Here is a 24,733-nt window from a genome sequence, read left to right as displayed (position 1 = left end):
GATAAATCTCTAAAAAAGATTAATAGTTTATATAATATATACATTAGTCTAATCAAAACTTATATGCTCGAAACAACAGAAATCTTATAGTTTTTATAAAATCAAATGGGTTTTGCAGAGATATTTAATTTTTCAAAATAGCCTAATAATCTTACATGGAGAGTGTTGTTTTGATGTTGAGAGTGACAGAAAATAGCCGCAAAAGCTCGGTAATGCTGCGGTTTTCTGGCAATCTGGGGACTTCGGAATTGGGCAGACAAAACACTCTGCAGAAATTTATCCAAAGGAGAACCAACCAAAAGTGTGATGGTAGAGTTGCCAAGATAGATGTCAATAAATGGAGTTGCCGGGTTAGATGTCGGGTAGTTGTGGTTGTGAGATAGATATCAAGATTGGTGAGGCTTGATTTATTCGCAAAATTTACTATTCCTATTATAGAACGTTAAAAGGAGGAACTTTGAATATAGAGTATGTTGTAGTTGGCATATGTATTGTGGCAGTGGTGATGATTGCTGCTTTCCTAATTAATAGGCTAAAGAAAACAAATATTCCCGAAGACGAGAATAGCTCTGATTTGAATAATAGTGCGATGATAGTAAAGAAAACAAGTAAATTATCTCAGCCAAATCAAAAGCTCGATGAACTTGTCATTCAGATGGAAATGCTTCCGGTAGAAGCAATATCTGATGATAGTAAGCTGGTGGAGATAACTGATAGTAAAATTCTGGGGCGTGTGAACAATTTGTTTTCCGGATTGGTGCAGGCTAGTATAGCAGGTTCCAATGCAGTCCAAATTGCAAAAGCGGGAAGCGAGGTTTTGTATCGCGCTATAATCCCGGCTGGTGCTAAACTTACCAATTCTAAGGCTATGAAAGGAGCGGTTCGAGGACTCTATTTTGGTGCTAATGGAATCAAGGGTCATGCAAACCTTGTAGCGGTTAAAGCTAAAAATGTAGTAGCGAATAATGTGGGTGTAGCCATGGGATTGGCATCAATTGTTGTTGGGCAGTATTACATGACGCAGATAAATGCAGAGCTTGGATCAATCCGTGATGGAATTTCAAAAATATCTGATTTTCAAGATAATGAATTTCGAAGTCGGGTTTTTTCACTTGTTGCTCATGTTAAGAAAATTGCCGACTTTCAAGTAGAGATCCTTGAGAATGATGAATTGAGACTGTCAAAGATTGCGCAGCTCGATAATATAGAAGAAGAATGTACTCAGTTACTTGGTCAGGTTAATTTAACTTTGGCGGGCTTTACAAAGAAAAATGACCTGGATTATGCATCTTATGAAAAGGAATTAAAAGAAGCGCAAAACTGGTATACATACCAAAAAGCATTGCTTGATGTGCTGTATAAGATTTCCGACTTGAGGTATACGCTTCATCTGGGGTCTGTCTCAAGAAAGCAGTGCCTAGCGCTTTTGCCGACATACACAAAGCAGGTGGAAGATACTCAAGCATTATTGACTGGCTGGCATCAGACATCCGTAAATCGTTTAAGCATTGATACAGATGAGATCAAGCGTAAAAGAGATGGAATCGATCGCGTCATTCATTTTATTCCTGGATTATTTGATGATGACCTTAATTTTAGGGCGATTAACAAAAAAACAGTAGATATGATAACGGCTCAAGCATCAGTCAAATCCATTAAACATCCGCAGGACACCTCTGACCTGTATGCCGAGGATGTGCAATTGATTTCTAAAGACGGTAAAATCTACTACTTACCAATGGGTAAGGCAGAATGAATGTGAAAAAAGAAGAATGATAAGGTGACAGATACGTTGTAACAAAAAGTATGACAGTATTCGTCCTCTTGACATGAATGGTGCCACCGTCACTCAGAATGCCATTCACGCCAACTATGATAATTTGTTAATTAGTGAGAGAGGTACTTTAGCACCGTTAGTTTCAAATAGTTGAATTTCATCAGTGGACGTTAGCATTATTGTTATATTATCGTCCACTTGAGACCCTGGTGATTCTAAATGCACCAGCTTACTAGGAAGGCATCTAAATGAGTAAATGTTCAAACTGTCGTAAGCAAATGCAGCTAGTTTCTATTCTAATAAGCGTAATGGTTCCAGTTATTGCAGCTTTCGCTATTATGGAGTTATATCATCTGCTTGGAGTAGCCATTGCAATGGAACTGATTCTTATCGCTTGGACAGTCGTGCTTATTAAGTCAAGCAAGTAAAACAATTCTCCGACTAGACAGCGAGACTAATTAAATGGATGACATCATGCAAGTACGTGTTTTGCAACTCCTAAGTGGAGTGGACGCGATGTATTTATTCTAAAGAGTGTCCACGGCTAGCTTGGGTGAGGTCAGAGACTTTTTGCGATAGATTTCTAAATAGCGTTGAGTTCCATGAGCTTATTCTTCATAATGTATTTAGATTAAATTCCGAAATGGAAATAATTCTAAATAGGAAGAGGCGTACGTTTACGAGATGTTGTTCACAGATATAATATACGTTTAATGTTAATAATAAAGGCATCAAGAAACAGTTAGAAGTTGATTTCATAGCTAATCTTGGAAGTAAAAGATATTATATTCAATCTGCCTATAGTCTTCCTTCAATCGAAAAGATACATCAAGAAAAAGCGTCCTTGTTATATATTGATGATTCATTTAAGAAAAATAATTATCGTAAAAGATAGAATAAAACCTTTTTTGGATGAGCATGGAATACTTACTATTAGTTTATTCGACTTCCTATTGGATAGGAATAGTTTAGATTTGTAGTGAATAGCTTAACGTATTAGTTATGCTTATATTCCCACACATATTCCCGAGCACGAGCTTTTGAAAACTATTAACTTTTATTCATTTCATATTTGTCTCTCAATCCACGTGGAGACTGTTGTATTGATGTCAAGAGCTGATTAACTGGGCAAATTTTGTCTTTGTGTAGCAGGGGTTTACAGGGTCTATCGTTAAAAGGTTTAATGAGTGGCGGCTGTAAGCTGGCTCGGCGTGCTTTTTGAGTGCAGTTTGGCTGTTTGAGGGAAGATATCAATGCTCTAGGGTCGAGTGCACAGGATGGTAACGGTAAAAAGTACACACGACTTGCTCACAGGCTACAGCGTCAAAGATAGGCAATTTCTTATAATGTAAAATATCTAGTAATATATACAAATATAATGAAATATATCCAAATACAACCAAATACATTGACCTTTTATAAAAAGCAGATATAATGGTAGTTGGGTCTGTAGTGATGAAAATTTAGAGGTGGTATAACACAGATGAAAAATGAAGAAGGCTATATCAGCATTGATGAAGCGGCAGAATACTTGGGGATAAAAACTGTCACTCTGAGAACCTGGATAAGAAAAAAACCAGATATGCCAGTATATAAAATAGGAAAACTTTGGAAATTTAAACGCTCGGAATTAGATAAATGGATTGCCAGTGGAGAAAGTGCAGAGTAGCTGTTAAGTTAGGAGAGTGATTCATATTGTCTAAAATAGAACTTTACAACGATGACTGTATTGTTGCTATGGATAATCTTAGGGCAAAATCAATAGATTTAATTGTTACAGATCCGCCATATAATCTTGGTAGTTTTATGAAAACTAGAGATACTAATCTAAAAAAGATGAGAGACAATTTTTTTGCTGCCGCAGGTTGGGATGACATGGGTTTTGAGGAATGGAAGAAATCCATGGAGTCTTTTTTTGAACTATCTTCTAGAGTCATGAAAAAGGGTGGCTCTATGATTGTGTTTATGGCTATTATAAAAGTTGAAACGATTATAAAGTTAGCTGAGGAATATGGATTTTACTATAAGACAACAGGGATTTGGCATAAAACTAACCCTATGCCCAGAAATATGAATTTACATTTTGTAAATTCTACAGAAGCATGGGTGTATTTCACTTATAAAACAAAGACTGGAACATTTAACAATGGTGGAGCTATGTTTCATGATTTTATAGAAACATCCGTCACTCCGAATAGCGAAAGAAAATATGGAAAACATCCAACGCAAAAGCCAGAAAGTTTGATGCAGCACTTTGTAGAAATACTTTCCAACCCTGGTGATAATATTCTAGATCCATTTATGGGCTCTGGAACAACGGGAGTTGTTTCAAAACGAGCTGGTCGCAATTTTATAGGTATAGAATTAAACTCAGAATACTACAACATTGCTAAATCTAGGATAGAGGGCAAATAAATGCAACCAACGGTAATAGATTTATTTTCAGGCGTAGGAGGATTATCGTTAGGCTTTGAAGAAGAAGGATTCAGTGTTCTTTTAGCTAATGAGTATGATGAATCCATTGCAAACGCTTATATGAAAAATCATAAAACAACAAAAATGGTCGTTGGTGATATTACCTCTCTTGATTTGGATGCTGTTTTTGGAACATATAAAAATAAGATTGACGTCATTATAGGAGGGCCACCTTGCCAAGGCTTTTCGCAAAAAGGTCAGCGGAAAACAATCTACGATAAAAGAAATTTTTTATTTGAATATTATGTAAAGGTAGTTGAGCTTGTAAAACCTAAGTATTTTGTAATGGAGAATGTCCCAAACCTGCTTACTGCTGAAAAAGGTTATTTTTTTAATGAAATTGAGACGCTATTTAATGCTATGGGGTACTTTTTGCAGCATGGAGTACTTAATGCCGCGGATTTTGGAGTACCACAAAATAGAAAAAGAGCAGTTATTATTGGCAAAATGAATGGGGTTGCTCCGTCTTTACCATCCTCGCTGAATGAGAAAGTAACTATATGGGACGCAATTAGCGACTTGGCATTTTTAGAATCAGGAGAAGGTGATGAGGTGCAAGAATACAGATATGCGCCTCAAAGCGAGTATGAAAAAAAATTACGTGGACATGCTAACCTTTTGTATAATCATAAGGCAACAAAACACTCTCCACTTTCATTAAAAAGATTGAGAATGATTCCTCCTAATGCCGGTAAAGAAGTTTTACCAAAAGAGCATCTAACTAAATCCATATATAGTGGTACGTGGACCAGGATGAAAAAAGATGATATATCCGTCACGATAACAACAAGATTTGATACACCTTCTTCAGGCAAATTTACTCATCCTTTTTTAAATCGGGCAATAACAGTAAGAGAAGCGGCCAGGATACAGTCATTCCCAGATGAATTCATATTCATTGGTAGTAAGAGTTCTCAAATGAGACAAGTTGGTAATGCTGTTCCGCCACTATTGGCATCAGCAATCGCTAGAGTAATTAAAAATGATATTATGGAGGGAAACATTGATGAATAGACCAGATAATATGTCCGCTTATAGTGCATTGGATTTAAAGCTTGGTATTAAATCTTCGCTCCCACATGTTAAGAGTGCTGTCGCGCTAATACTTTTGTTTTGGGAGTGCTCTATTAAGTCTGCTGAGCTTCAGTATTCCGTGCAAAGTGGAGACAAAATAGTAATTAATCCAAATTTGAAAACTGCTATTAAAAATAAACTAGCACAAATTTGTAAACAAGATGGTATTAACATTGATACAGTAATAGATGCTATAAATAATAATTCACTATTTAAGTCTCAAATGGAATCGCTAATAGTAGCCTTTGAGCTAATTTGGAAGTTAGCAAAAATCAGCTTTATTGATGAAGATAAAACTGCTGGTGCAGAAAGGACAGGTGGAATAAGGTATCCCAAAAAATTAATCTATACGGTCAATGCTGACATTATCGATACTCTAATTGACAATGATTGGGATGCTTATGTACGTATTTTGATTTTGTGGATTGGTGTTGATATTAATTATGATAAGCAGATAGAGACTCGATTGAGTCGCTTGTTAACTGCAATATCTGAAGGCGCAATCTTTAAATTAGTTGATGGTACTAATGATGTTATTTTTAATCAAAACGACGTGTATAAGAAACTAATGCAAACTAAAAATAATGTAGACTTAAATGGAGATGAAGAAGCTAAAGGTTCTTTAAGAATACTTAAATCTCTGCTTTCGGATGGACTAAACCCATACCTTGAGGGCCATAATGGAGATGTTCAGATATTAAAAGGTCAGTTTAATAATCTAGAGGAATATCAAAAAAGGGTAGAAACCTTTCTGCAGCTATCAGCCACAAAAATAATAGGCTTCAAGGATGCAAATATAGATAAAGAGACCGATAGACAAGATTCGCTTGAAAATAATCGCGTTGTAAGTGGGCGTAATATTCTTCTATATGGTGTTCCGGGTTCTGGTAAGAGTTGGACTATTGAGCATGAATATTGCAAACCTGGAAGTGTTGTAGAAAGACTTGTATTTCATCCTGACTACACTTATTCAGATTTCATTGGACAGATTCTTCCAGCAGTTTCAGATGATGGACAGGTAAGTTATAAGTTTACTCCTGGACCTTTTACGAATATCCTTCGTGAATCATATAACAATCCGAGCAAGGAATACATCCTTATTATTGAGGAAATTAATCGTGGTAACGCTCCTGCTATCTTCGGAGAAGTGTTCCAGTTGCTTGACCGTAAAGTAGAAATTCGTGATATTGATGACAACGGATATCCCATCGGTACAAGTGAGTACGGTATTACAAATATGAATATTGCTGAGGAGATGTACGGCAAGGATAGAAAAACAGAAAAGGTTCGTATTCCTTCAAACCTTTCCATCATAGGTACGATGAACACATCAGATCAAAATGTTTTCACGTTAGATACAGCTTTTCAGCGCAGATGGGATATGCGTCTTATCGAGAACGATTTTGCCAGTGTCGACAGTTCGCTTGCTGATGCAGAAATCCTTGACACTGGAATAACATGGAAAAATTTCTGTGTTGAAATCAATAAGATTGTTGTTGGGAATAGTACAAGGATGACTTCTGCGGAGGATAAGAGACTTGGAGCATATTTTGTTCATGTTCATGACCTTAAATACGATGACACTATGGGAGATCTGAAAGAATACGATGCTCTTCGTGTGAAAGAAACCAGTGGTTCCCTTACAGATGATGAGAAGTCCAGAATTGCAGTGATTCGTGATGCAATGCGACAAAATAGGAAGTTCCCTGAAAAGGTAATAAAATATCTTTGGGATGATGCATTTAAATTCAACCGTGAAATTATTTTTGATGTTGATAAATATCAAAGTCTTGAACAAGTAATACATGCTTTTATGTATGCCAATGGTACTGAGCGCTTTAAGGTGTTTAAAGATAATGTCAGGGATGCATTTGCTAATGTAGAAGAAGATTAAGTCGGTGATTTATATGGATTTAGACTCAGCATCAAATTCAATCAAGGAATTTGATATTAAAAAACACTGCCATGTTAACACAAATGAAGATGGTGATCGTTTTGTTGGTATCAAAGCTGATTCTGATAATGCTATGGTCTATTTTCCAATCGGATATGAGTTGCCAAAAACCGATGCTGAAATCAGAACAGACATAAAGCATTTAATACAAGTGTTATCTGAATTTACAACAAAAGATGACAGATTATTGGCAATTAATAAGTTTACAGCACCACAATTGGTAGGCTTCCCTATCAATGCGTATAAAAATGTTATAGAATATTATTTTTCAATTGGTGGCGCCTATTATGTTGAGAAAGAGCAAGTATATACTACTGCTTCAACTGGTAAGCAGGATTGGGCAAGAACTGCACGAAAGCAAATGCCTCTTGTTCAAAGCAGAAATGGTGTGAGTTCTTTTGTATTTACACAGTTTGAAGTTCGATCTTCAACTCCAAATGACACGAAAGAAATAACGCAGATTAATAGATTCTGTGTGTATGAAGCGTTTAAGAGACTTGGATGGCTGTATGTTCCCTATATGCCAGAGGAATCAGGGTCACATCCGGATATTAAGACGTCAATAAGAATTGTCCAAAACAAGCTTGCTACTACAAATGACGATAGGAAGAAATCCTTATTTCGTAGCATGAATGACATGCTTGAGTATATGGATGAGAAGACTTCCGATAAGCAATTCTACTTTGGTACAGATGACTTTGATCACGTGTGGGAAAAATTAATTGATCGAGCATTTGGAGAGAAGGACAAAAATAAATATTTTCCTCGTTCAAGATGGTTGCTTGACTACGGCAAATACAAAGAAAAGAGGCCTTTGATACCGGATACAATCATGATATATAACGATAAATATTACGTTCTTGACGCTAAGTACTATAAATACGGTTTGACTGGGATTCCTGACCATCTGCCTAACGGTTCGTCAATCAATAAGCAAATTACATATGGCGAATATTTGGAAAAGAATAAGAATGTAGATGCGAAATCTCTATTTAATGCTTTCATCATGCCGTACAATATGGCAAAGAACTATTTTAGTCTGACGTCTTTTGTTGGAAACATTGGTGAGGCAATTGGCGACTGGAGACGCAACAAAAAATACTATGAACGAATCCAAGGAATTGTGATTGATACAAGATATCTAATGTACCATTATTCAGGTAAACCGATAAAGGAAAAGGCTGCACTTGCAGAATCTATAGAGTCTGTTCTGAGCAGGAAGGAAATAAAATTTACAAAGGAATCATCTCTTTCTAAAATAGTATCTTATGCGCGTAAGCCTACTGATTCTATGGTTGCCGAAGACCGTGGCACGTACGATATAGATTAAATATAAAAAATACTATTGCAGAATCTCTGTTTGTAGTACTACAGACAGAGACTTTATTTTATAGTTCTTCTTTTTCCTTTTCTTTTCCTATATCGGTCTTGTGTAACTCTGTTGCAGCATTCTTTGCTACAGAAACGTTTCCTTGTTGATGTGGTATTTACAAGGAAATACCGACCACATCTAGGATTATCACAGGGGCGATATAACTCAAGATCTGGTTTCAAGTAAAATATGGAGAAATATACAGCACTAAGAAGTGAATCTACTTTCCAGGAAGGAGTCATGGTTTCTGGATCATAAACAGGATGTATATCTTTAATATTGTAATTAATTTCTTCCTTAATTAGAAACTTAGCGATTTCAATTACTGCTACTTTCATTATTTCAGAGAAATTATTGGAGCTATCTCCATTCATGTCATAAAAGAAGTGAAATAGGAAATCGGAAATTTTCTTAGCTGTATCTTGTTTCTCATAATTAACAAACATCAAAGTTACTTTAATATATAGCTCGTTTTGAAATCCTTGAACAGATTTATAACCTCCAATACTATCGTTATAATCATTGATGCTCAGATTATATGTGCCATATAAAGAGTCTGCAATAGTGTAGGTATCTCCATCAAATTTTTCCTATTTTCTTTTAGGAGATAATTCAGATGGAGAGTTGTTAATCGTTTCAAGATAAGAATTGTGGCAGCTTGAATAAGGTTTATTCATAAAATCTGTATTTATAGAAATATCCTTACGGAGGAGTAAAGAGATAACCAATTCGCAAATCTTTTTATAATTCTTTCTAATTTCACTACAGCAGTCATTAACTCAACTGTCGCTTTCAATCGGTTGATTATTTCATACAAAATTTTTTCATCGAATCCAGTATAGGAAGTTTCTGATACAGGAAATAAGAAACCATTGCTTTTAAAGAAAGAAAAAAGTTCTTTAGTTAGTTTGTTAGATAATGAAATTAATTTACCAAGTATATTTCGATCCTCTGTGCTTACATTAGATGCAATCCGAAATAAACCACCTTTGGCAGTGTAACCAAATTTCAGGTATTGCTTGTAATTTTAATCTGATTGTAGGCTCTTTCCCTGGAGATGTGTGTTCTATATCTTCAACGCAGTCACAACTACAGCTTTCAAACATAAATAAAAAATTTTCAAAATTAGGGGCATTCACTTAGGGATTTAATTCCTAAAAAATTATCGGCGTAATCGGTATTACTACCGGCTACGCCGATTTTACTTATGGAGTGGAATATCAACTGCACCTATGTAATTCCACTGTATCCATATGGTTTGTTTCTTGGTTCTTGTACCTGCTACCTTTTCAGATTTTTCAACATAAATCTTATCTACAAAGGTTCGAATGATCTCTGCATTAAGTTCTTGTATATCTGTGTATTGTCGTACTAATTTCAAGAAAGAATCTACGTTGAGACATTCCTCTTGCGCTTTAGAAATAAAGGCTTCAAGGGATTCAATCTTGCTTTTCAGTTCAGCTTGTTCCTTGTCGTAGGACTCAGACATGCTCTTAAATCGTTCATCAGAAATTTTACCGTCTAAGTTGTCTTCATAGAGATGCTGAACAATTGTGTCAAGTTTGCTAATTCTTGCTTTTGCTTGCTCGAGTTCCCTATTAGAGGACTTTAACTTTTGGGTTAGTTCTTTCTCGCTTTTCTTCATCACAAGTCCCACGAACTCTTCTTCGTGCTGTTTGGCAAATGAAGTAATAGTTCTAAGCTCGTGAAGCAGTATTGCTTCGATCTGAATATTTCTAATTTGATGTGATGAGCATTTGCCTTTTTGCTTACGATAGGTAGCACAGACAAAGTATTCTTTATCATGGCTCCAATCTTTTCCTCGAACCTGATAAAGCTTGTTACCACAATCCGCACAAAATAGCATTCCTGATAACACTGGCATTTCTCCAAGATTGGCACGCACTCGTCTACCATCTCTTATACGTTGAACTATGTCAAAAGTTTCCTGGTCAATAATTGCTTCGTGTGTGTTTTTGAAAATTAGCCAGTCTTCTTTGGGATTCAATAATGTTTTCTTGCACTTGTACGATTTCTTTCTTGTTTTGAAATTGACCGTATGCCCAAGATATTCTTGCTTTTCAAGCATATTAGAGATAGTTTTTTGATTCCAGACTCCCTTAATCTCCGATTTCGCGGAAGGAATTTTAATACCAAGAGAGAAAAAATGCTCAGAAGGTGTTGGAATATTCCTTTTGATTAGCTCATTGGCAATCTGGCTAGGCCCATACCCATTAACGCAGAGTCTAAAGATTTCACGCACTACACTGGCAGCTTCTTCATCTACAATCCAATGATTTTTATCTTCAGGATCCTTAAGATACCCATAAGGAGGATTGATGCAGAGCGGCTTCCCACTTTGTCCTTTTGCTTTAAACACAGCTTTTATTTTTCTGCTTGTGTCCTTAGCATAAAACTCATTGAAGATGTTGATGAAAGGTGTCATGTCGTTGTCTGACTGATTATTGCTATCTACGCCGTTATTTATTGCAATAAAGCGAATATCAGCGTTAGGGAATACCATCTCTGTATACATACCAACTTGCAGATAATCTCTACCCAAGCGTGACATGTCCTTGACGATAATGGTTCCAATCTTTCCTTCGTCAATGAGAGCAGTTAATTTAAGCCAATCAGGTCGCTGGAAATTAGTACCCGAGTAGCCATCGTCTACAAAGAACATAAGATTGTTGAAATGATTATCCTCGGCATACTTTTTCAGCATGCTCTTTTGATTGATAATGGAATTGCTGTCACCTTGTAATTCATCGTCTTTGGATAAACGGCAGTAAAGTGCCGTTATCTTGCCTATATTATCTAGAGTATAAGAAGGCTGTCTATTTAGTTTATTCATCTGTTTTTCCTCCTTTCCGACAGCCTTCAAGCGGTCAGTATATATTCCCGTATAACTCAGAATTTATCAAGTTATTTAGCTTCTATTACATGGTTTAAATTGCTTAAAATAAGGTGCTTGATTAGGTCTTTGACACCTTTCTGAGCACTCTTGCTTTCAAGAGAGTGAACCGTAAATTCAGTATTTCCGATTCTTAACACTTCGGTTTTTACCGGTGTATCCCTAATTTGTTCATCCATGCATTTTGACCTCTTTGTTTAAGAAAGTTGCAATACTTTAATTGCTTCAGGATGTACCAGTTTCCCATCCAAATACTCAAAAGAAAGGTAACCTATCTGGTCCATAAGAGAAAATAGTTCGTTTAGAACCTTGATGGTTGGGTTATGGCGTTCGATAATCCAATAGTTGGAAAAATCACCAAAAGCGATAACTTTTGCTCCCTTTTGAGAAGAAGGCATGGCATTGTCAATGACCACAGGTCTGCCCATTAAGTTGCCATCAAAATCAGGTAGGATGTATGCTCCGTTAGTGTCCTTTAAGGTTTGAAGATAAAGAGCAGTTTCATCATTCATAAGCCACGTGGCATTTTCTCGATACTTACTATCTAGCGAGAAGAATAAACGTTTGATGACATCTGCGGAAATCTCTTTTGCTTGAACAGCAACCTCAGCACCTGATGTATCTGATAAAATTCCTGTCGGCTTAGTTATCCCATCACCATTTATAAAAGCTTCCGACTCACTCAATGTAAATTGCTTTGTCAGTTCGCTTGTTATGAACTCTTCGATATCAAAGTCAAGGTCAGCTGCAAAATCCGTACCCAAACGAATGAGGTTAACTAGGGTATAATCCGTTACATCAATACGCTTAAAACCATCTTTAATAGGCATATACGTCATGATGCTTGTGTCATAATCTTTCATCCATTTGGTGAACGGTGAGGCTTCATAGATGAACAATTTACTTGCTTGCGAGTGTGCTTTTACCACTGTACACAGTTTTCTAAGATTACTTTTGTTTGCAAGCTTTGCTTCGAGTTTTGCTAGAGAAGAAGTCGGCAAATCATAGGCATCCGTATAATGGTGGCGCAGCTTTTTTTCAATATTATTCGCATTACCATTTGCATTACGCAGTACATTCCAAAACGTGCTGTGGTAGTCCTGACTTGCTAGTTTCATTTCTTTTTCAATATTTCTGTTAATCATAATCGTTAGTTCCTTTCATTACTGTTTTCTGCAATTGCTGCAGTAATTTGCTTGATTTTGCCCATTTACCCTTTTGAATTCGCTGTTTTTGCACGCAAGACCCTGCGCCCGTTCCCGAAGGGGTACTCTTTAGAGATTTGACCCCCCCTAGGGAGTTAGGTTCAGAAAGTAGTATGCGAATAAATTTCCAACAGCACAGTATCTAGGCAGGTTTTCTTTCTTCAATGTTGTCAAAAGCTGAAATCATTTCAGTATTTTGATTTGTGCATGATAGTATTTCTTCTTCATGTTCAACACAGGTTTGCGATACGAATTACGCAATCATAGGCACCACCTCCTTAAACGTGGCATGATGTGGCAGTTAAATTTCGTTATTGCCTTATAGGGTTATATGGGGATATAGGTTATTAACTGCCACTAATTGCCACTTAAAAAATCGCTAAACTCACTTTTAAGCCTGTAGCCTTTAAGAAGCGTGGTTTTTTCTCCGCCTGTATTGGGACGCTTTCTTACAACCTCGGCAAATTTTCTTAATTCCTGATTGAAGTTTCTGCTGTTCTCAGAAAAACAGCCGTTATCAATGCACCACTTCTTGTAGTGGTCGTATACAACTGCCGTTCGAATCTCAGAGCTTTGGTCTTTAACGAGTACATCTTCAGCAAACTGTGCCATTTTGTCACTGTCGTGGGCATAACTAAAAATGGCATCAAGAACGCTATTAGGTGGCTTAAAGCCTTCATCTCGGAGGTGGGTAAAGCCTTCAAGAAGCCAGTTTAAAATGGCACTTTGCACCTCTTTTTTAGAGAACTCCGCCTTTAAGGTTTTATCCTGTTCCCACGCTTCAAAATGCCTGTTAAAGGGAATAATCTGCATGCGGTCGCTACTAAACACTGTCATATCGCTGATGACGGGCAGATAATTGGTGTTCACGTACAGTTTGAACTGTGGTTTAAAGTCAAAGCTGTTCTCATGCAGGAATCGAGCGTTTAAGGTATCACTTCCCGTCATGTATTTAACTTGGGCTGAATTAAGGAATAGTCCTCGGCTCGGCTCAGATATATTGGCAAAGCGAACACCGGCAAGGCGTGCTACATCCTCGGTCGGCTGTGAGCTATTAGGGTTCTTCTTTAGAGCAATGGTTTCCGCGCGTACCGCTTTTCCGTAATCGCCCATCACAGACAGAACGCTTTCCATGAGTGTGCCTTTACCGTTTCTTGTGCTTTCTCCAAAAAGAAAGAACATGCACTCATAGCGTGTATCACCGCTTAACGCATAGCCTAATGACTTTTGAAGATACAAGGCTTTCTCACAATCTCCGCTCATAATTTCATCGACAAACTGGCGAAAACGCTCACTTCTTGCCTTCGGGTCATAAAACACAGGTGATACTTTGGTAATAAGATCTGTTGCTAAGTGCTTGCGAAATACACCGTGCTGAAGGTCTAAAGTTCCGTTTTGGCAGTTAAATAGATAAATGTTCTTATCGAACGCTTCCATCGAAATGGGGTAAACGCTTTGAGCTTCCTTGATATAAATCTCACGGTTACGACGGCTGCTCCATTTGTTCCAATACTCAACAAGCATGGAACGGGTTCTCTCGTCTTTAATGGCACCAGCATAACGTATAAGAGAAAGAGCTAAATCCTTGCATAGTTCCATCGTTTTAAGCGTTCCAATATCGCAAGTCCAACGTACACCATCGAAGATGAACCACATTTTGCGCTCCGGTACATAGTGCAGAATGTTTTGGAAAATATCAGCAAACAATCTGCCATTACCTAAATCACCGTTGCGATATCGTATATTTTCATCAGGCTTTAATTCCTGTAATTTAGATAAGAGATCATCAAAGTCTTCTTCAGCACTTGCATTATGGAAAGGCTCATAGAAGGTATGACATTTAGAAACAGCTTTCTGAATGGTTGTATTGCCATAAGTATCCGTGCCACGGTGTTCATCCCACTTAGGACGGAATAAAGCAGACTTACGAAAAAGTCGGTCTATTTGCTCCTTGTTGCCACCACAGTAAAAGGCGAGAATAGACACAAGCGCTGCATCCGCTTCGCTATGAGAAGGGTAAGCCGAAATGTCACCATGCCAAAGTGCTATAAATTTAGCTCCATTTACAGCGTTACCAGCTTTTTCAATAACAGATGTATCGCTTAAATATGACCTTGCACACACGTTATTTTCTTTTTCATGAGTGTTTATGTTTCGCTTCATGTACGTGTCTAAAAGCCACATGATGGCTTCATCGTCTTCTAAAAGCTCGCCTTCCTGATACACATCACCCGTAACCGTTAGATAGCGATTCGTAGCTAGAGCGCTGTAAACCTCAATATCCCCATGCTTGATGTAATAAGACTTTTTATCGTATGCGCCATTAAACAGAAGCAGGATATGAAAACCATGCTTACTTGGGCTGTATTCGATATAAGCGTGCTTGAAACGGGAAATAATATCTTTTGCCCAGTCTTTAATGATGCCATTATCGATGCAGTGGTCTAAATCGATACCTAAGAGATTGTCAACAAGCTTTATACCAATTCCGTCGTATTGGTCTTTTACTTTCATGGCATCATCAAGCGAGGCAAAATCGCTTAAGTTGTCTGTAGCTGCTTTCTTTCCCGTTATGGGGTTATAAGGCGGCTTAGTGAGCCTACCGTTTTCTTGCTGCTCGTACTTCCATGAACAAAAGATATTCTTGTTCTTTAGTGCTTTTGGCAGTTTCTCTAGATCCATATTTGATCCTCCTTTTCTAGAAGGCTTATCCCTTCTACATCACAGGCAAAAGAAAAAGCCGACTTTTTAACCTGTCTTAAAAAGTTTTTTTGGTCTTCTACTTGGTAGCCATGAAAGAGGATGTAATCTGACGGTTTTAGAAAAAATTTTTGACAATAAAAATCTCCTAAGCATTCATTAGGCATTTGCCTTGAATGAATAGAAAAGGAGACTTTTTAACCTGCTATATTCCGGAGTGGCTAGCTCTTTATATCGTTGATATACTCACAGAATCGTGATAATATTTAACTATTAAAATAAGGAGGGAATTATGGCTGTTAGTTATAAAAAACTATTACATCGCATGATTGAAGAAGATATTTCCAATCAGGACTTAATGAGAATGAGCAATATTTCCGCCAACATTATTACGAAACTACGCACTGGGCAATATATATCACTGGAAAAAGTGGAAGGTATCTGCACAGCTTTACACTGCACGCCCAACGATATTTTGGAATTTATAGCGGAGGATGAAAAGTAATGGCTAATAATCAAAAACTGGAACTTACGTGGCTTGGTAAGGATAAAGAAATCAAAATAGAGCCTAGGATTCTAGTTGAGGATAAAGAAAAATCAAACTGCAAAAATGATCCTAATACAGAAAACATGCTCATACATGGAGATAACCTACTCGCACTAAAAGCGTTAGAAAACAAATATGCAGGTAACCGCGATCACTTCTTCATATTTGAAGTAAGTACCGTAGATGAGAATCCGCTAATCTATCATTATACATATAAGAAAACTACAATATATTTAGCAGAAAAATAGGAGCAGTTCAATTGACTGTTCCTATTTTTAATATTCATAAAATCTAAAGTCTTTATACTCTTTAACAATGGAGTCGCCAACCAGAACAGACTATACTGACCAGCGACTACCTTAAATTTAATGTTTCAGATTTATTTTCTTATCTCTAATTTCATAAACTACATCTGCTACATTTTCGAGTAATCGTTTATCGTGGGTGATAAACACGATAGTTCCGGTGTACTCCTTCATTAGTATTTCCAAAGCCTCTAAACTTGGTATGTCAAGGAAGTTACTGGGTTCATCCATTATTAGGATGTTATATCTACCCATGAGCATTTTAGCAAGCAACAATTTTATAATTTCTCCACCGCTTAAAACAGATAAACTTTTTCCAATATCGTTCTGTTTGAACCCCATAGATGCTAGCACTGAACGAATTTCTGATATATTGTAGTCACAATCCTTCTGCATAAACTCCATAACATTCTGATTACTGTTGTACTTGTAACCATTCTGTGCAAAGTAACCTATTTTTGCCTTAGGCGAAATAGAAATTCCTTCTTCATGGTTTAAGATCATTTGGATTAAAGTTGTTTTTCCGATTCCATTACCACCAGTTAACGCCACTTTTGCTCCTAACGGAATTTGAAAAGATGCATTTTCAAACAGAGCCTTATCCCCAAATACTTTATTAATTTCTGCACCGACTATAGGGTATGGATTATGGAGCTCCAATGCTTTACTTTGCCTGAAACGAATTCTGCGAATGCCTTCCGGAGCTTCTACTTTTCCTAAGGCCGCAATCCTGTGCTCTAGGGTTTTAGCAGCATTATACATCTTTTTTTCCTTACTTCCTATTGATTTTTGATGAGCTAAACGCCCTCCGTCTTCAGTACTTTTTTTCTTTGAAGAACCTTTTGCCTTCTGTTCTATTTTACGAGCCTGTTTTCGCTTTTCCTCCGCAGCCCTTTCCAATCGGGCACGTTCCGCAATAAATTGTTCGTATTCTGCAGCTTGGCTCTTACGTTCTTCCTCTTTCTGACGAAGATAATCAGAATAGTTTCCCCAATACTCAGTGATTTTGCCATCTTTCAGTTCCCATATTTTATCTACTATTTCATCAAGAAAATAGCGGTCATGGCTAATAACTAACAGTGCACCTGTAAAATATTTTAGCTGTCCTATTAGAAAATCAATTCCTTCACGGTCTAAATGGCTCGTAGGTTCATCCGCTAAAATACCATGAACCTGTGCCGATAAGGCCTGTGCTATTTTAAGCCTTGTTTCTTCACCACCGCTCATAGTCTGTATATTTAATTGCTCAACACCTAGCTTGCCTACAAGTGCAAAATCTTTTTCCTCCTGCAGAGTTACTTCGTCCAACTGGGGAATATAGGCAAGTTCACCCAGACGATTCATTTTACATCCTGGGGGAGTTAATTCTCCTAAAAGTACCCTGAGTAAAGTGCTTTTTCCAGCACCATTTGCTCCTACTAAACCAATACGGTCATAATCATATACTTCTAATTCATTTATATCTAAAACATCGCGTCCTTTGAATTCCACACGAATGTCTTTTGCTTTTAATATTAATTCCATAACATTTCCTCCTGTCTATAATCGCATGCTTTCATTTGCTTGTATGCAGGGAAAACCCTGCGATTTTAGCAGGAAGAGTTACATGAAAATAAGATACATAAATATTCCTCCAATATTGTTTATTTTAAATCTAATTTTCTAACCTCAGTTATCATTTGGCAAACTATAGCAATGCCAATAATTAAAATACCTGATAGTAAAAACCAATGATTTACACCGATTTTATCAGCAAAGAATCCAGAAAGAATTAACCCAATTGGCATAGCAAGTGACATGATACTTCCGATCAAAGAAAATACACGTCCTAAATATTCAGGCTTAATTTTCTCCTGAAAAAGAGCTGTTTGCACACCGCTATAAAATGGCACCGAAAGCCCCATTATTGCACAGCAAACTACGAATATTACAAATCCATTTGGAGGAAGTATTCCCGAAACGGCTAAACTGGTCCCCATTATAAAAAATGAACTTGTTATTAGTAATACATGCTTTTCGAAGCCCCCTAATCTTCCTAATAATAAGCCTCCTGCTAGCATCCCAAATGCAAAGGAAATTTCCGTAATAGAAATATGCACAGGCGTTCCATTAAAGTGTTCCATGCTTATTAAAGGAAATAGTGCATTGATTGGCATATAAACAAAAGTATATAGTGTTCCTAAGAGTAATAAGGCAAACAATCCTTTGTTTTGTCTCAGAACCACAACTCCTTCTTTCATCTCCCTTATGAAATTTGGTTCTAAACTTTGCACTTGATTACCCAGCTTAGGTATACGTACAATTGCTACCGTAATAGATGCAATCACAGCACCCAATACGTCGATGGCAATAATAGCATTTAAATCCCAAACGGAGTATAAGAGTGCTGCAACTGCCGGACTAACAATATAGCTTATAGACTGCAAAGACTGACTATAGCCTGCGCATTTCGTTAGCTGTTCTTCTGGTACTAAAAGTGGTGTAACCGCATTGAGTGCTGGGGTATGAAAAGCTGTTCCAATGCTACGGATAAACAATACTATCATAATCATCCAGACAGGTAGCTCCATACAGAATGCAACAATAGCAAGCACTGCACCAGCTGCTGCGATAATTAAATCGGCACCAATCATTATCTTCTTCCTATCATGACGATCCACTAGCACACCAATGGCAGGTCCCAAAATCGCATAGGGTAAAAAACCTACTAATGAAGCCATAGACAAGACCATCGCAGATCCTGTTTTTTCTGTAAGGTAAAAAATAATCGCCATTTGCAGGATGGCACTAGTGATTAATGATACTGCTTGCCCTGCCCATATTGCATAAAATTTTCGTTTCCAATTGTTGTATTTTTCCATTTATATTATCTCCTGCATATTATTTTGCTTGAATTTCTATTTTGAATAGCATTCTAGGCAATAAAAAATGCAGGCCAAACCCCACAATGTGGCTTTTGGTCTGCATACATACAATTTGGAAACATTCATATTAAAGACATAGTTAAATAAAGGTATAGTTAAATAACCAATATCCTCACCGTAACTAATGAATGCTCAATATCGTATAAATAAGCACAACAAAAAAGCCTATCATCGGGTATAGATTCTGCTTTTTTTATTGCCAGCTTATCTTAAACGCATTGAGGCTGTCATAGTTTCGGTTCCTCCTACATCTTTGTTTATATCAATTTATAGTATAACACAACAAGATGATATGTTCAATATAAAAGTTATGGAATGAGACTCATACTTCCAATTCGATGCCAGATTTAAAGGATATGACGAAGTTTTCTTCATAGACTGTAACGCTCTGGATTATCTTCCTTAGTAGCAAGCGATTAGCTTTCACAAAATCTTCTGTTTGTAGTTTTAAAAATTCATCAGGATTTTCTAACTCAACCTCAAAATATTTCATTTTACATTCCCTCATTTCATTTATTGATAAATTGAGTTTGCAAAAAAGAGTGGACAATTTTTGTCTACTCTTAACCTTTAAAATAGTTTTTTTTTAATCGATTTGAAGTTGCCTAAATTATTACTTATTCGGTAAAATGAAGTATTGCTTTCAACAGATTTCCTTCAACTACACTTCACTTGATTCAAACAAGGTGGGTACATTTCTATTCCCACAAACTCCTTGTCAATGGAAACAAACACGTACCCACAGGGTAAATGGAAATAGAAACTGATAATTTCTAGCTATCACTTCTACTCATTCCAAAAATTTTCTCACTCTGATACTTACCCACCATAAAGCAAAAAGCCTTGCAATCAAGGCTTTCATTATCCCTTTCGTTCAAAGGTTTCTAAGCTTTTACGAGCAGAGCGACACACTCAGCGGTTCGCTATCTCCGTTCTGTCTGCGTGCTAGCACTTGTCAATCACGGACAGCTATCGCATGGGCGGAAGTAAATGCTAATCTTCGTCGTTTTACTCCTTGACTAGCAAACTTACCGCCTCAACATGCTACGTTTGTAGGTTTCACAGGAACTCCTATTGCCGAAACATATCAGACCTTTGGTCAGGAAATTGATAGATACACTATGGATCAGGCGGTCGCAGATGGACTAACTGTTTCTATTAAGTATCATCCTCGTATTGCCAAGGTGTTACTTGATAAGACCAAAGCTAAAGAAATTGAAAATTACTATAAAAAGTGTGCCGATGATGGTGCAACGTATGATGATATTGAAGCCAGTAAACGTGCAATGAGTTCTATGGAAGTTATCCTTGGCGAGCCTTCTCGCTTGGAGAGGCTTGCTATAGATATTCATGACCATTATATTTCATCTTGTGATAGTGACCCAGATAGAATTCAGAAAGCAATGATTGTCTGCTCTAGCAGAAAAATTGCATATTCACTTCTTTTGAAATTCAAGGATAAATATCCGGAATGGTTTGAAGAAAAGAAAACTCCTGACGGAGTTACTGCAACAGATGAAGAACTTAAAGAATTAAAGCCTATGCCATTTATGGCTATGGTATCGAGTGTTGGAAGTAATGATGAAGCTGAGATGTATAACTATCTTGGTGGAGTTAAAAATGATAAACGTTGCGAAGAACTGGATGCAGCCTTTAAACAGGAAAAGTCTAATTTCCATATTGTTATCGTAGTTGATATGTGGATTACGGGATTTGATGTTCCGTCACTTACATATTTATATAACGATAAGCCTTTGAAGAAGCACTTGCTGATTCAAACTATCAGTCGTGTAAACAGAAAATATCCCGGCAAAGAATATGGTATGGTTATCGACTATATTGGCATTCGCGATAATATGCGTGAGGCCATGAAGGTTTACGGTGGTGATACATCAGTTGCTCCCACATCGGATGACGTTGAGCAGGCTACCTCTGCATTCAGGGAGGAGATTGAAATACTTAAAGCACTGTTTACAGATTATGACTTAGCTCCATTCCTTAATACGAAATGTGACCCTGTTGAAAGATATAAATTACTTTCCAAAGCGGCTGAGTATGTCTTTACATCAGCACAGGTCTTGCAGACAGAAGGAAACGGAAAAACTAATCAGGTCTCATTTAAGACATATTTCTTAAAGTCTGTTAAGAGAATGAGAAGTGCTTTTGATATTTGCCAACCTTCTGGAAATCTGGGCGAAGAAGAATCTGCGCTTGCACAGTGCTTTATGGCTATAGCAGGCTTCGTTCGTAAAATGAGTGGAACCAGCGATGTTGATGCTGAAACTATGAATCTTGTGGTATCAAAGATGGTTGAAGAGGCATTAAAATACAATAAGGTAGAAAGTGTTCTTGAAAGTGGCGAGGAAGAAGATATCTTCTCTCCTGAATACTTTGAAAAATTATCAGATGTAGAAATGCCTGCTACAAAGTTAGAATTACTTATCAAAATGCTCCGTAAGCAAATAAAGGAATATGGCAGGGTTAACCAATTAGCAGCGAAATCTTTCCAAGAAATGATTGAAAAGACTATTGATGAGTACCATGAAAGACGTAAGCACCTTACTGCTGAAGAAGCCGGGGCAACACAGGAAGCTGCCTCAGAAGATATTATTAAGGCTGCAACTGAACAAGCTTTAGTGATACTTCGTCAGATGAACGAAAATCGTGAGAGTTTCCGTAAAATAGGATTAACCTTTGAAGAAAAGGCATTCTATGATATTTTGATTGCTCTTCGTGACCAGTATAAGTTTGAATATGGCATTGACAAAGAAGTTAACGGTGTTGTGATAAACGATAAATGCAAGACACTTGCTAAAAAAGTTAAGGAAATAATAGATACCGAGTCTTCATTTGTGGACTGGCTCAACAATCAGAATGTGCGTAATCAGTTAAAATTGAAGATAAAGATTTGTTTGGTTAAGAACGGCTATCCGCCACAGTATAGTCCTGAAGTGTTCACAAAGGTGATGGAGCAGGTAGAAAATTTTGAGGAGCATTCTGAAACAACTTCAGAAAGTTAGATTATTCCTTTTCCTTATTGCTTCTATGTGAAGAACTATGATGTTTGCTGAGAATAGTGCCCTATATGGTAGAAAGAAGGATGGTGAATAACATGGGAAGTATTGTTTTAGAATTACAGAATGAAATTGTGTCATCAAATTGCGATGTTGTTAATATATTACGCAAAGCACATTTGATTGCATCAAAATTAAAGCTTGCTGATTTTGATCAATGGATTCAACACGAATTAAATGGTTATCCTGACCCAGAATCTTGCCCTGAGTATAGAAAGGTTCGTGGAAGTTTAAAAACTTTCAATCCTTATCGCGGTTGGATTCCAACCTCAATACAGGATAATGAATACGAAAAAAAGATTTGTGAAAGAAAGTTAGTAAATTCAATTTCTGAAATCATTTCTTTATGTCAGTCCTCAGGAAATGTATTAACTTTAGATTTTTCAGGCGAACAACTTGCATTGTTTGATAAAATGGCTGATTCGCTACTTCCAATGGATTATGCATTACATGTACCTACAACTGCAGTTAAAGACATTGAAGAAAAAGTCAAAAATACTATTTTAGAATGGACATTGAAATTAGAATCGGAAGGTATTGTAGGGGAAAATATGGTTTTCTCTGAGACTGAAAAAGAATCCGCAGTGAACATGCCGCAAACCGTGAATAATTATTACGGGAATACAAGTGTGATCAATTCGCCATCCGATAATGTACAGATAGTGTCTGGAAGTGAGAATACAGTTACATTTTCCTATGATAAAGTTAAGGATGTAGTTGATGCCGTTGAAAAAAGTATTAGTGAATCTGATTTATCAAAAGAGGATATAGAAACCGCAACAGAATTATTAGCTGACATCAAATTAAAAATTGAAGAAGAGAAGAAACCGCATATTTTAAAATCAGCATTGGTTGGACTAAAAGACTTTTTAATTAATACAGGTGCCAGCGTTACTGCAGTGTTAATACAAGCTCAAATACAAGGTTTGTTCTAAAAATCTCAAATACTATTTCGGTATCTGAGTATAAGAAAACGGCCACACAGAGTATCTCTACTCTTGTATGGTCGTTTTATTTCTTATGTTCCCGCTTAAAGGCTTTCAGTTGGTTTTCTTTTAATCCCTTACTGAACACTCCTTTATTTACGGAATTTTTTCTTTGATCAAGGGCATTTTGAATCCTTTCTATTGTAATAAAGTCATGGATTATAGCATGGCTTTATTTTTTGGTTGCAAAAAGTAATGTCAATTTATTTGGAATATATCGCTTATATACTTTAATGACGAGTAATGTAAATAATTTAGCATTACTTTTCCATTAAAGTTATGCTATTTTTTACTATCTTCTATTACTTTCTTTACTTGATTATATTTAATTCAGAGTTAATCAATAACTCTGATGTGATTTCAACTAATGAAATGAATATCGTTGCATAGGTTGAGAACATCAAATTTAAATCACAAAGCCTGATTAGCTATAGGGCGATGAGATACATCGTAGAGTCTCTACGGGTTTATTCCGTGGGGTGCTATGTGAAGTACCTCTATTTTCCTATGGTTATTTTCAGTTAAGAAAGCCGGTACTTCACCTAGAGTACCGGCTCTTTTTGTATGTTCTCTCCATCGCTCCGACCGCTACAGAACGCCTGCTTATTACACGTAAAAACATATAAGGAGAAAAATTATGATAGAAAAAGTAAACCCGTCACATGTCGACAAGATTGCGGATCGTATTGCTGGAGCAATTGTTGATCTGGCTTACAAGCTGGATGAGAATCCGAAGATTGCTGTTGAAGTGATGCTCGGGCATGGTAAGTGTGCCGTGTGTATTGAAAGCACGGTGATGTTTAAGTTTAAGGATATTAAAAATATTATCCACCGTTTAAGCCCTGGGAAAGTAAAGATTGATATTACGGTTGTGCCGCAGGATAAGCATTTAAGCCGAAACCAAAACGGTATGGTTCGCTGCGCTGATAACGGGATTTTTAAAGGCGTACCACTAACAGGCGAGCAGAAGAAACTTTCTACTATTGCTCGAAAGGTTTATGAAAAGTATCCGTATGACGGCAAGTATGTTCTTGATGGTGAAAAGCTTATCATCTGCCAGTCTCACGCTAAACGAGAAGACTTATTGAAAGACTATCCGAATGCGTTTGTTAATCCTTTAGGCGACTGGACGGGTGGTATCAGCGTGGATACGGGAGCGGTTAACCGAAAACTCGGGTCAGACATGGCTTATGCTGTTACAGGCGGCGGATTGCATGGTAAAGATCTTACGAAAGCTGATGTGTCGGTTAACATTTACGCGTTCTTGAAAGCACAGGAAACCGGTCGGGTGGTTGAGTTTTCTTGTGCTATCGGGGATGAAATGGTTGATGGTAAACCGTATTCGCAGATTGTGGAAATTGCGAAAGATTATATTGACTCGGTGGGTGGTTTTGAAAAGCTGGCTTGCTGGGGTCTTTTCTAATGG

20 protein-coding genes are annotated in these 24,733 nt (G+C 37.1%); 12 read left to right on the top strand and 8 right to left on the bottom strand.

Features of this window, described 5'->3' with window-relative positions; all coding sequences use genetic code 11:
* Positions 1 to 457: 457 nt before the first annotated feature.
* The 7 genes from HXT48_RS04555 (at position 458) to HXT48_RS04525 (ending at position 8,610) form a co-directional block, all read left to right on the top strand.
* A complete protein-coding gene (locus tag HXT48_RS04555) occupies positions 458 to 1,756 on the top strand; it encodes a hypothetical protein (RefSeq protein WP_421792995.1) in 1,299 nt (432 codons plus the stop codon).
* Positions 1,757 to 2,025: 269 nt separating this feature from the next.
* Entirely contained in the window at positions 2,026 to 2,205 is a 180-nt protein-coding gene (locus tag HXT48_RS04550; protein ID WP_012913999.1) for a hypothetical protein, read from the top strand.
* A gap of 1,055 nt (positions 2,206 to 3,260) precedes the next feature.
* Positions 3,261 to 3,446, top strand: coding sequence for a helix-turn-helix domain-containing protein (locus tag HXT48_RS04545; protein ID WP_012914000.1), 186 nt, complete (start codon positions 3,261 to 3,263; stop codon positions 3,444 to 3,446).
* Positions 3,447 to 3,472: 26 nt separating this feature from the next.
* Positions 3,473 to 4,192, top strand: coding sequence for a DNA-methyltransferase (locus HXT48_RS04540; RefSeq protein ID WP_004110918.1), 720 nt, complete (start codon positions 3,473 to 3,475; stop codon positions 4,190 to 4,192).
* The gene (locus tag HXT48_RS04535; RefSeq protein WP_012914001.1) at positions 4,193 to 5,266 is read left to right on the top strand and encodes a DNA cytosine methyltransferase; all 1,074 of its coding nucleotides are present in this window, start codon (positions 4,193 to 4,195) and stop codon (positions 5,264 to 5,266) included.
* Positions 5,259 to 7,220, top strand: coding sequence for an McrB family protein (locus HXT48_RS04530; protein WP_076002754.1), 1,962 nt, complete (start codon positions 5,259 to 5,261; stop codon positions 7,218 to 7,220). The genes HXT48_RS04535 and HXT48_RS04530 overlap by 8 nt, the downstream gene beginning before the upstream one ends.
* A 13-nt stretch (positions 7,221 to 7,233) precedes the next feature.
* Complete coding sequence (locus tag HXT48_RS04525) at positions 7,234 to 8,610, top strand: LlaJI family restriction endonuclease (RefSeq protein ID WP_004110911.1); 1,377 nt, start codon at positions 7,234 to 7,236, stop codon at positions 8,608 to 8,610.
* Positions 8,611 to 8,663: 53 nt separating this feature from the next.
* On the opposite strand, the gene HXT48_RS04520 is transcribed toward HXT48_RS04525, so the two are convergent.
* The 5 genes from HXT48_RS04520 to HXT48_RS04500 form a co-directional block, all read right to left on the bottom strand.
* Entirely contained in the window at positions 8,664 to 9,098 is a 435-nt protein-coding gene (locus HXT48_RS04520) for a CGNR zinc finger domain-containing protein (RefSeq protein ID WP_033888673.1), read from the bottom strand.
* 755 nt (positions 9,099 to 9,853) lie between these two features.
* Positions 9,854 to 11,506, bottom strand: a complete 1,653-nt coding sequence (locus tag HXT48_RS04515) for a recombinase family protein (RefSeq protein ID WP_421792994.1) — start codon at positions 11,504 to 11,506, stop codon at positions 9,854 to 9,856.
* Between the two features lie 71 nt (positions 11,507 to 11,577).
* Positions 11,578 to 11,745 (bottom strand): hypothetical protein, encoded by a 168-nt coding sequence (locus HXT48_RS04510; protein WP_194251715.1) that lies wholly within the window; start codon positions 11,743 to 11,745, stop codon positions 11,578 to 11,580.
* An 18-nt stretch (positions 11,746 to 11,763) separates the two neighbouring features.
* A complete protein-coding gene (locus HXT48_RS04505) occupies positions 11,764 to 12,711 on the bottom strand; it encodes a phage major capsid protein (RefSeq protein ID WP_421792993.1) in 948 nt (315 codons plus the stop codon).
* 417 nt (positions 12,712 to 13,128) lie between these two features.
* Positions 13,129 to 15,453, bottom strand: a complete 2,325-nt coding sequence (locus HXT48_RS04500) for a phage/plasmid primase, P4 family (RefSeq protein WP_421792992.1) — start codon at positions 15,451 to 15,453, stop codon at positions 13,129 to 13,131.
* A 310-nt stretch (positions 15,454 to 15,763) separates the two neighbouring features.
* Here HXT48_RS04500 and HXT48_RS04495 point away from each other — a divergent pair, with 310 nt between their 5' ends.
* Together HXT48_RS04495 and HXT48_RS04490 are read left to right on the top strand one after the other, a co-directional pair.
* Positions 15,764 to 15,976 (top strand): helix-turn-helix domain-containing protein, encoded by a 213-nt coding sequence (locus HXT48_RS04495; RefSeq protein WP_004121956.1) that lies wholly within the window; start codon positions 15,764 to 15,766, stop codon positions 15,974 to 15,976.
* Positions 15,976 to 16,266, top strand: a complete 291-nt coding sequence (locus HXT48_RS04490) for a DUF5960 family protein (protein ID WP_004121959.1) — start codon at positions 15,976 to 15,978, stop codon at positions 16,264 to 16,266. The genes HXT48_RS04495 and HXT48_RS04490 overlap by 1 nt, the downstream gene beginning before the upstream one ends.
* A 117-nt stretch (positions 16,267 to 16,383) precedes the next feature.
* On the opposite strand, the gene msr(D) is transcribed toward HXT48_RS04490, so the two are convergent.
* The 3 genes from msr(D) to HXT48_RS04475 form a co-directional block, all read right to left on the bottom strand.
* Positions 16,384 to 17,847: an ABC-F type ribosomal protection protein Msr(D) gene (gene msr(D) / locus HXT48_RS04485; RefSeq protein ID WP_000420313.1), complete on the bottom strand. Its 1,464-nt coding sequence runs from the start codon at positions 17,845 to 17,847 to the stop codon at positions 16,384 to 16,386.
* A gap of 119 nt (positions 17,848 to 17,966) precedes the next feature.
* Positions 17,967 to 19,184, bottom strand: coding sequence for a macrolide efflux MFS transporter Mef(A) (gene mef(A) / locus HXT48_RS04480; protein WP_000417519.1), 1,218 nt, complete (start codon positions 19,182 to 19,184; stop codon positions 17,967 to 17,969).
* A gap of 385 nt (positions 19,185 to 19,569) precedes the next feature.
* A complete protein-coding gene (locus HXT48_RS04475) occupies positions 19,570 to 19,740 on the bottom strand; it encodes a hypothetical protein (RefSeq protein ID WP_000873143.1) in 171 nt (56 codons plus the stop codon).
* Positions 19,741 to 20,320: 580 nt separating this feature from the next.
* Here HXT48_RS04475 and HXT48_RS04470 point away from each other — a divergent pair.
* The 3 genes from HXT48_RS04470 to HXT48_RS04460 all read left to right on the top strand — a co-directional run bounded on the left by HXT48_RS04470 (position 20,321) and on the right by HXT48_RS04460 (position 24,730).
* Entirely contained in the window at positions 20,321 to 22,267 is a 1,947-nt protein-coding gene (locus tag HXT48_RS04470) for a type I restriction enzyme endonuclease domain-containing protein (RefSeq protein ID WP_225791482.1), read from the top strand.
* Between the two features lie 92 nt (positions 22,268 to 22,359).
* Positions 22,360 to 23,256, top strand: coding sequence for a hypothetical protein (locus HXT48_RS04465; protein ID WP_004122116.1), 897 nt, complete (start codon positions 22,360 to 22,362; stop codon positions 23,254 to 23,256).
* 688 nt (positions 23,257 to 23,944) lie between these two features.
* Positions 23,945 to 24,730 (top strand): S-adenosylmethionine synthetase N-terminal domain-containing protein, encoded by a 786-nt coding sequence (locus HXT48_RS04460; protein WP_421792991.1) that lies wholly within the window; start codon positions 23,945 to 23,947, stop codon positions 24,728 to 24,730.
* The last annotated feature ends 3 nt before the right edge of the window (positions 24,731 to 24,733 follow it).

The organism is Gardnerella sp. KA00127 (genome assembly GCF_049244125.1).
Classification (GTDB): domain Bacteria; phylum Actinomycetota; class Actinomycetes; order Actinomycetales; family Bifidobacteriaceae; genus Bifidobacterium; species Bifidobacterium swidsinskii.
The sequence above is the reverse complement of the archived record's forward strand: the minus strand, read 5'-3'. Positions and strand labels throughout refer to the sequence as shown.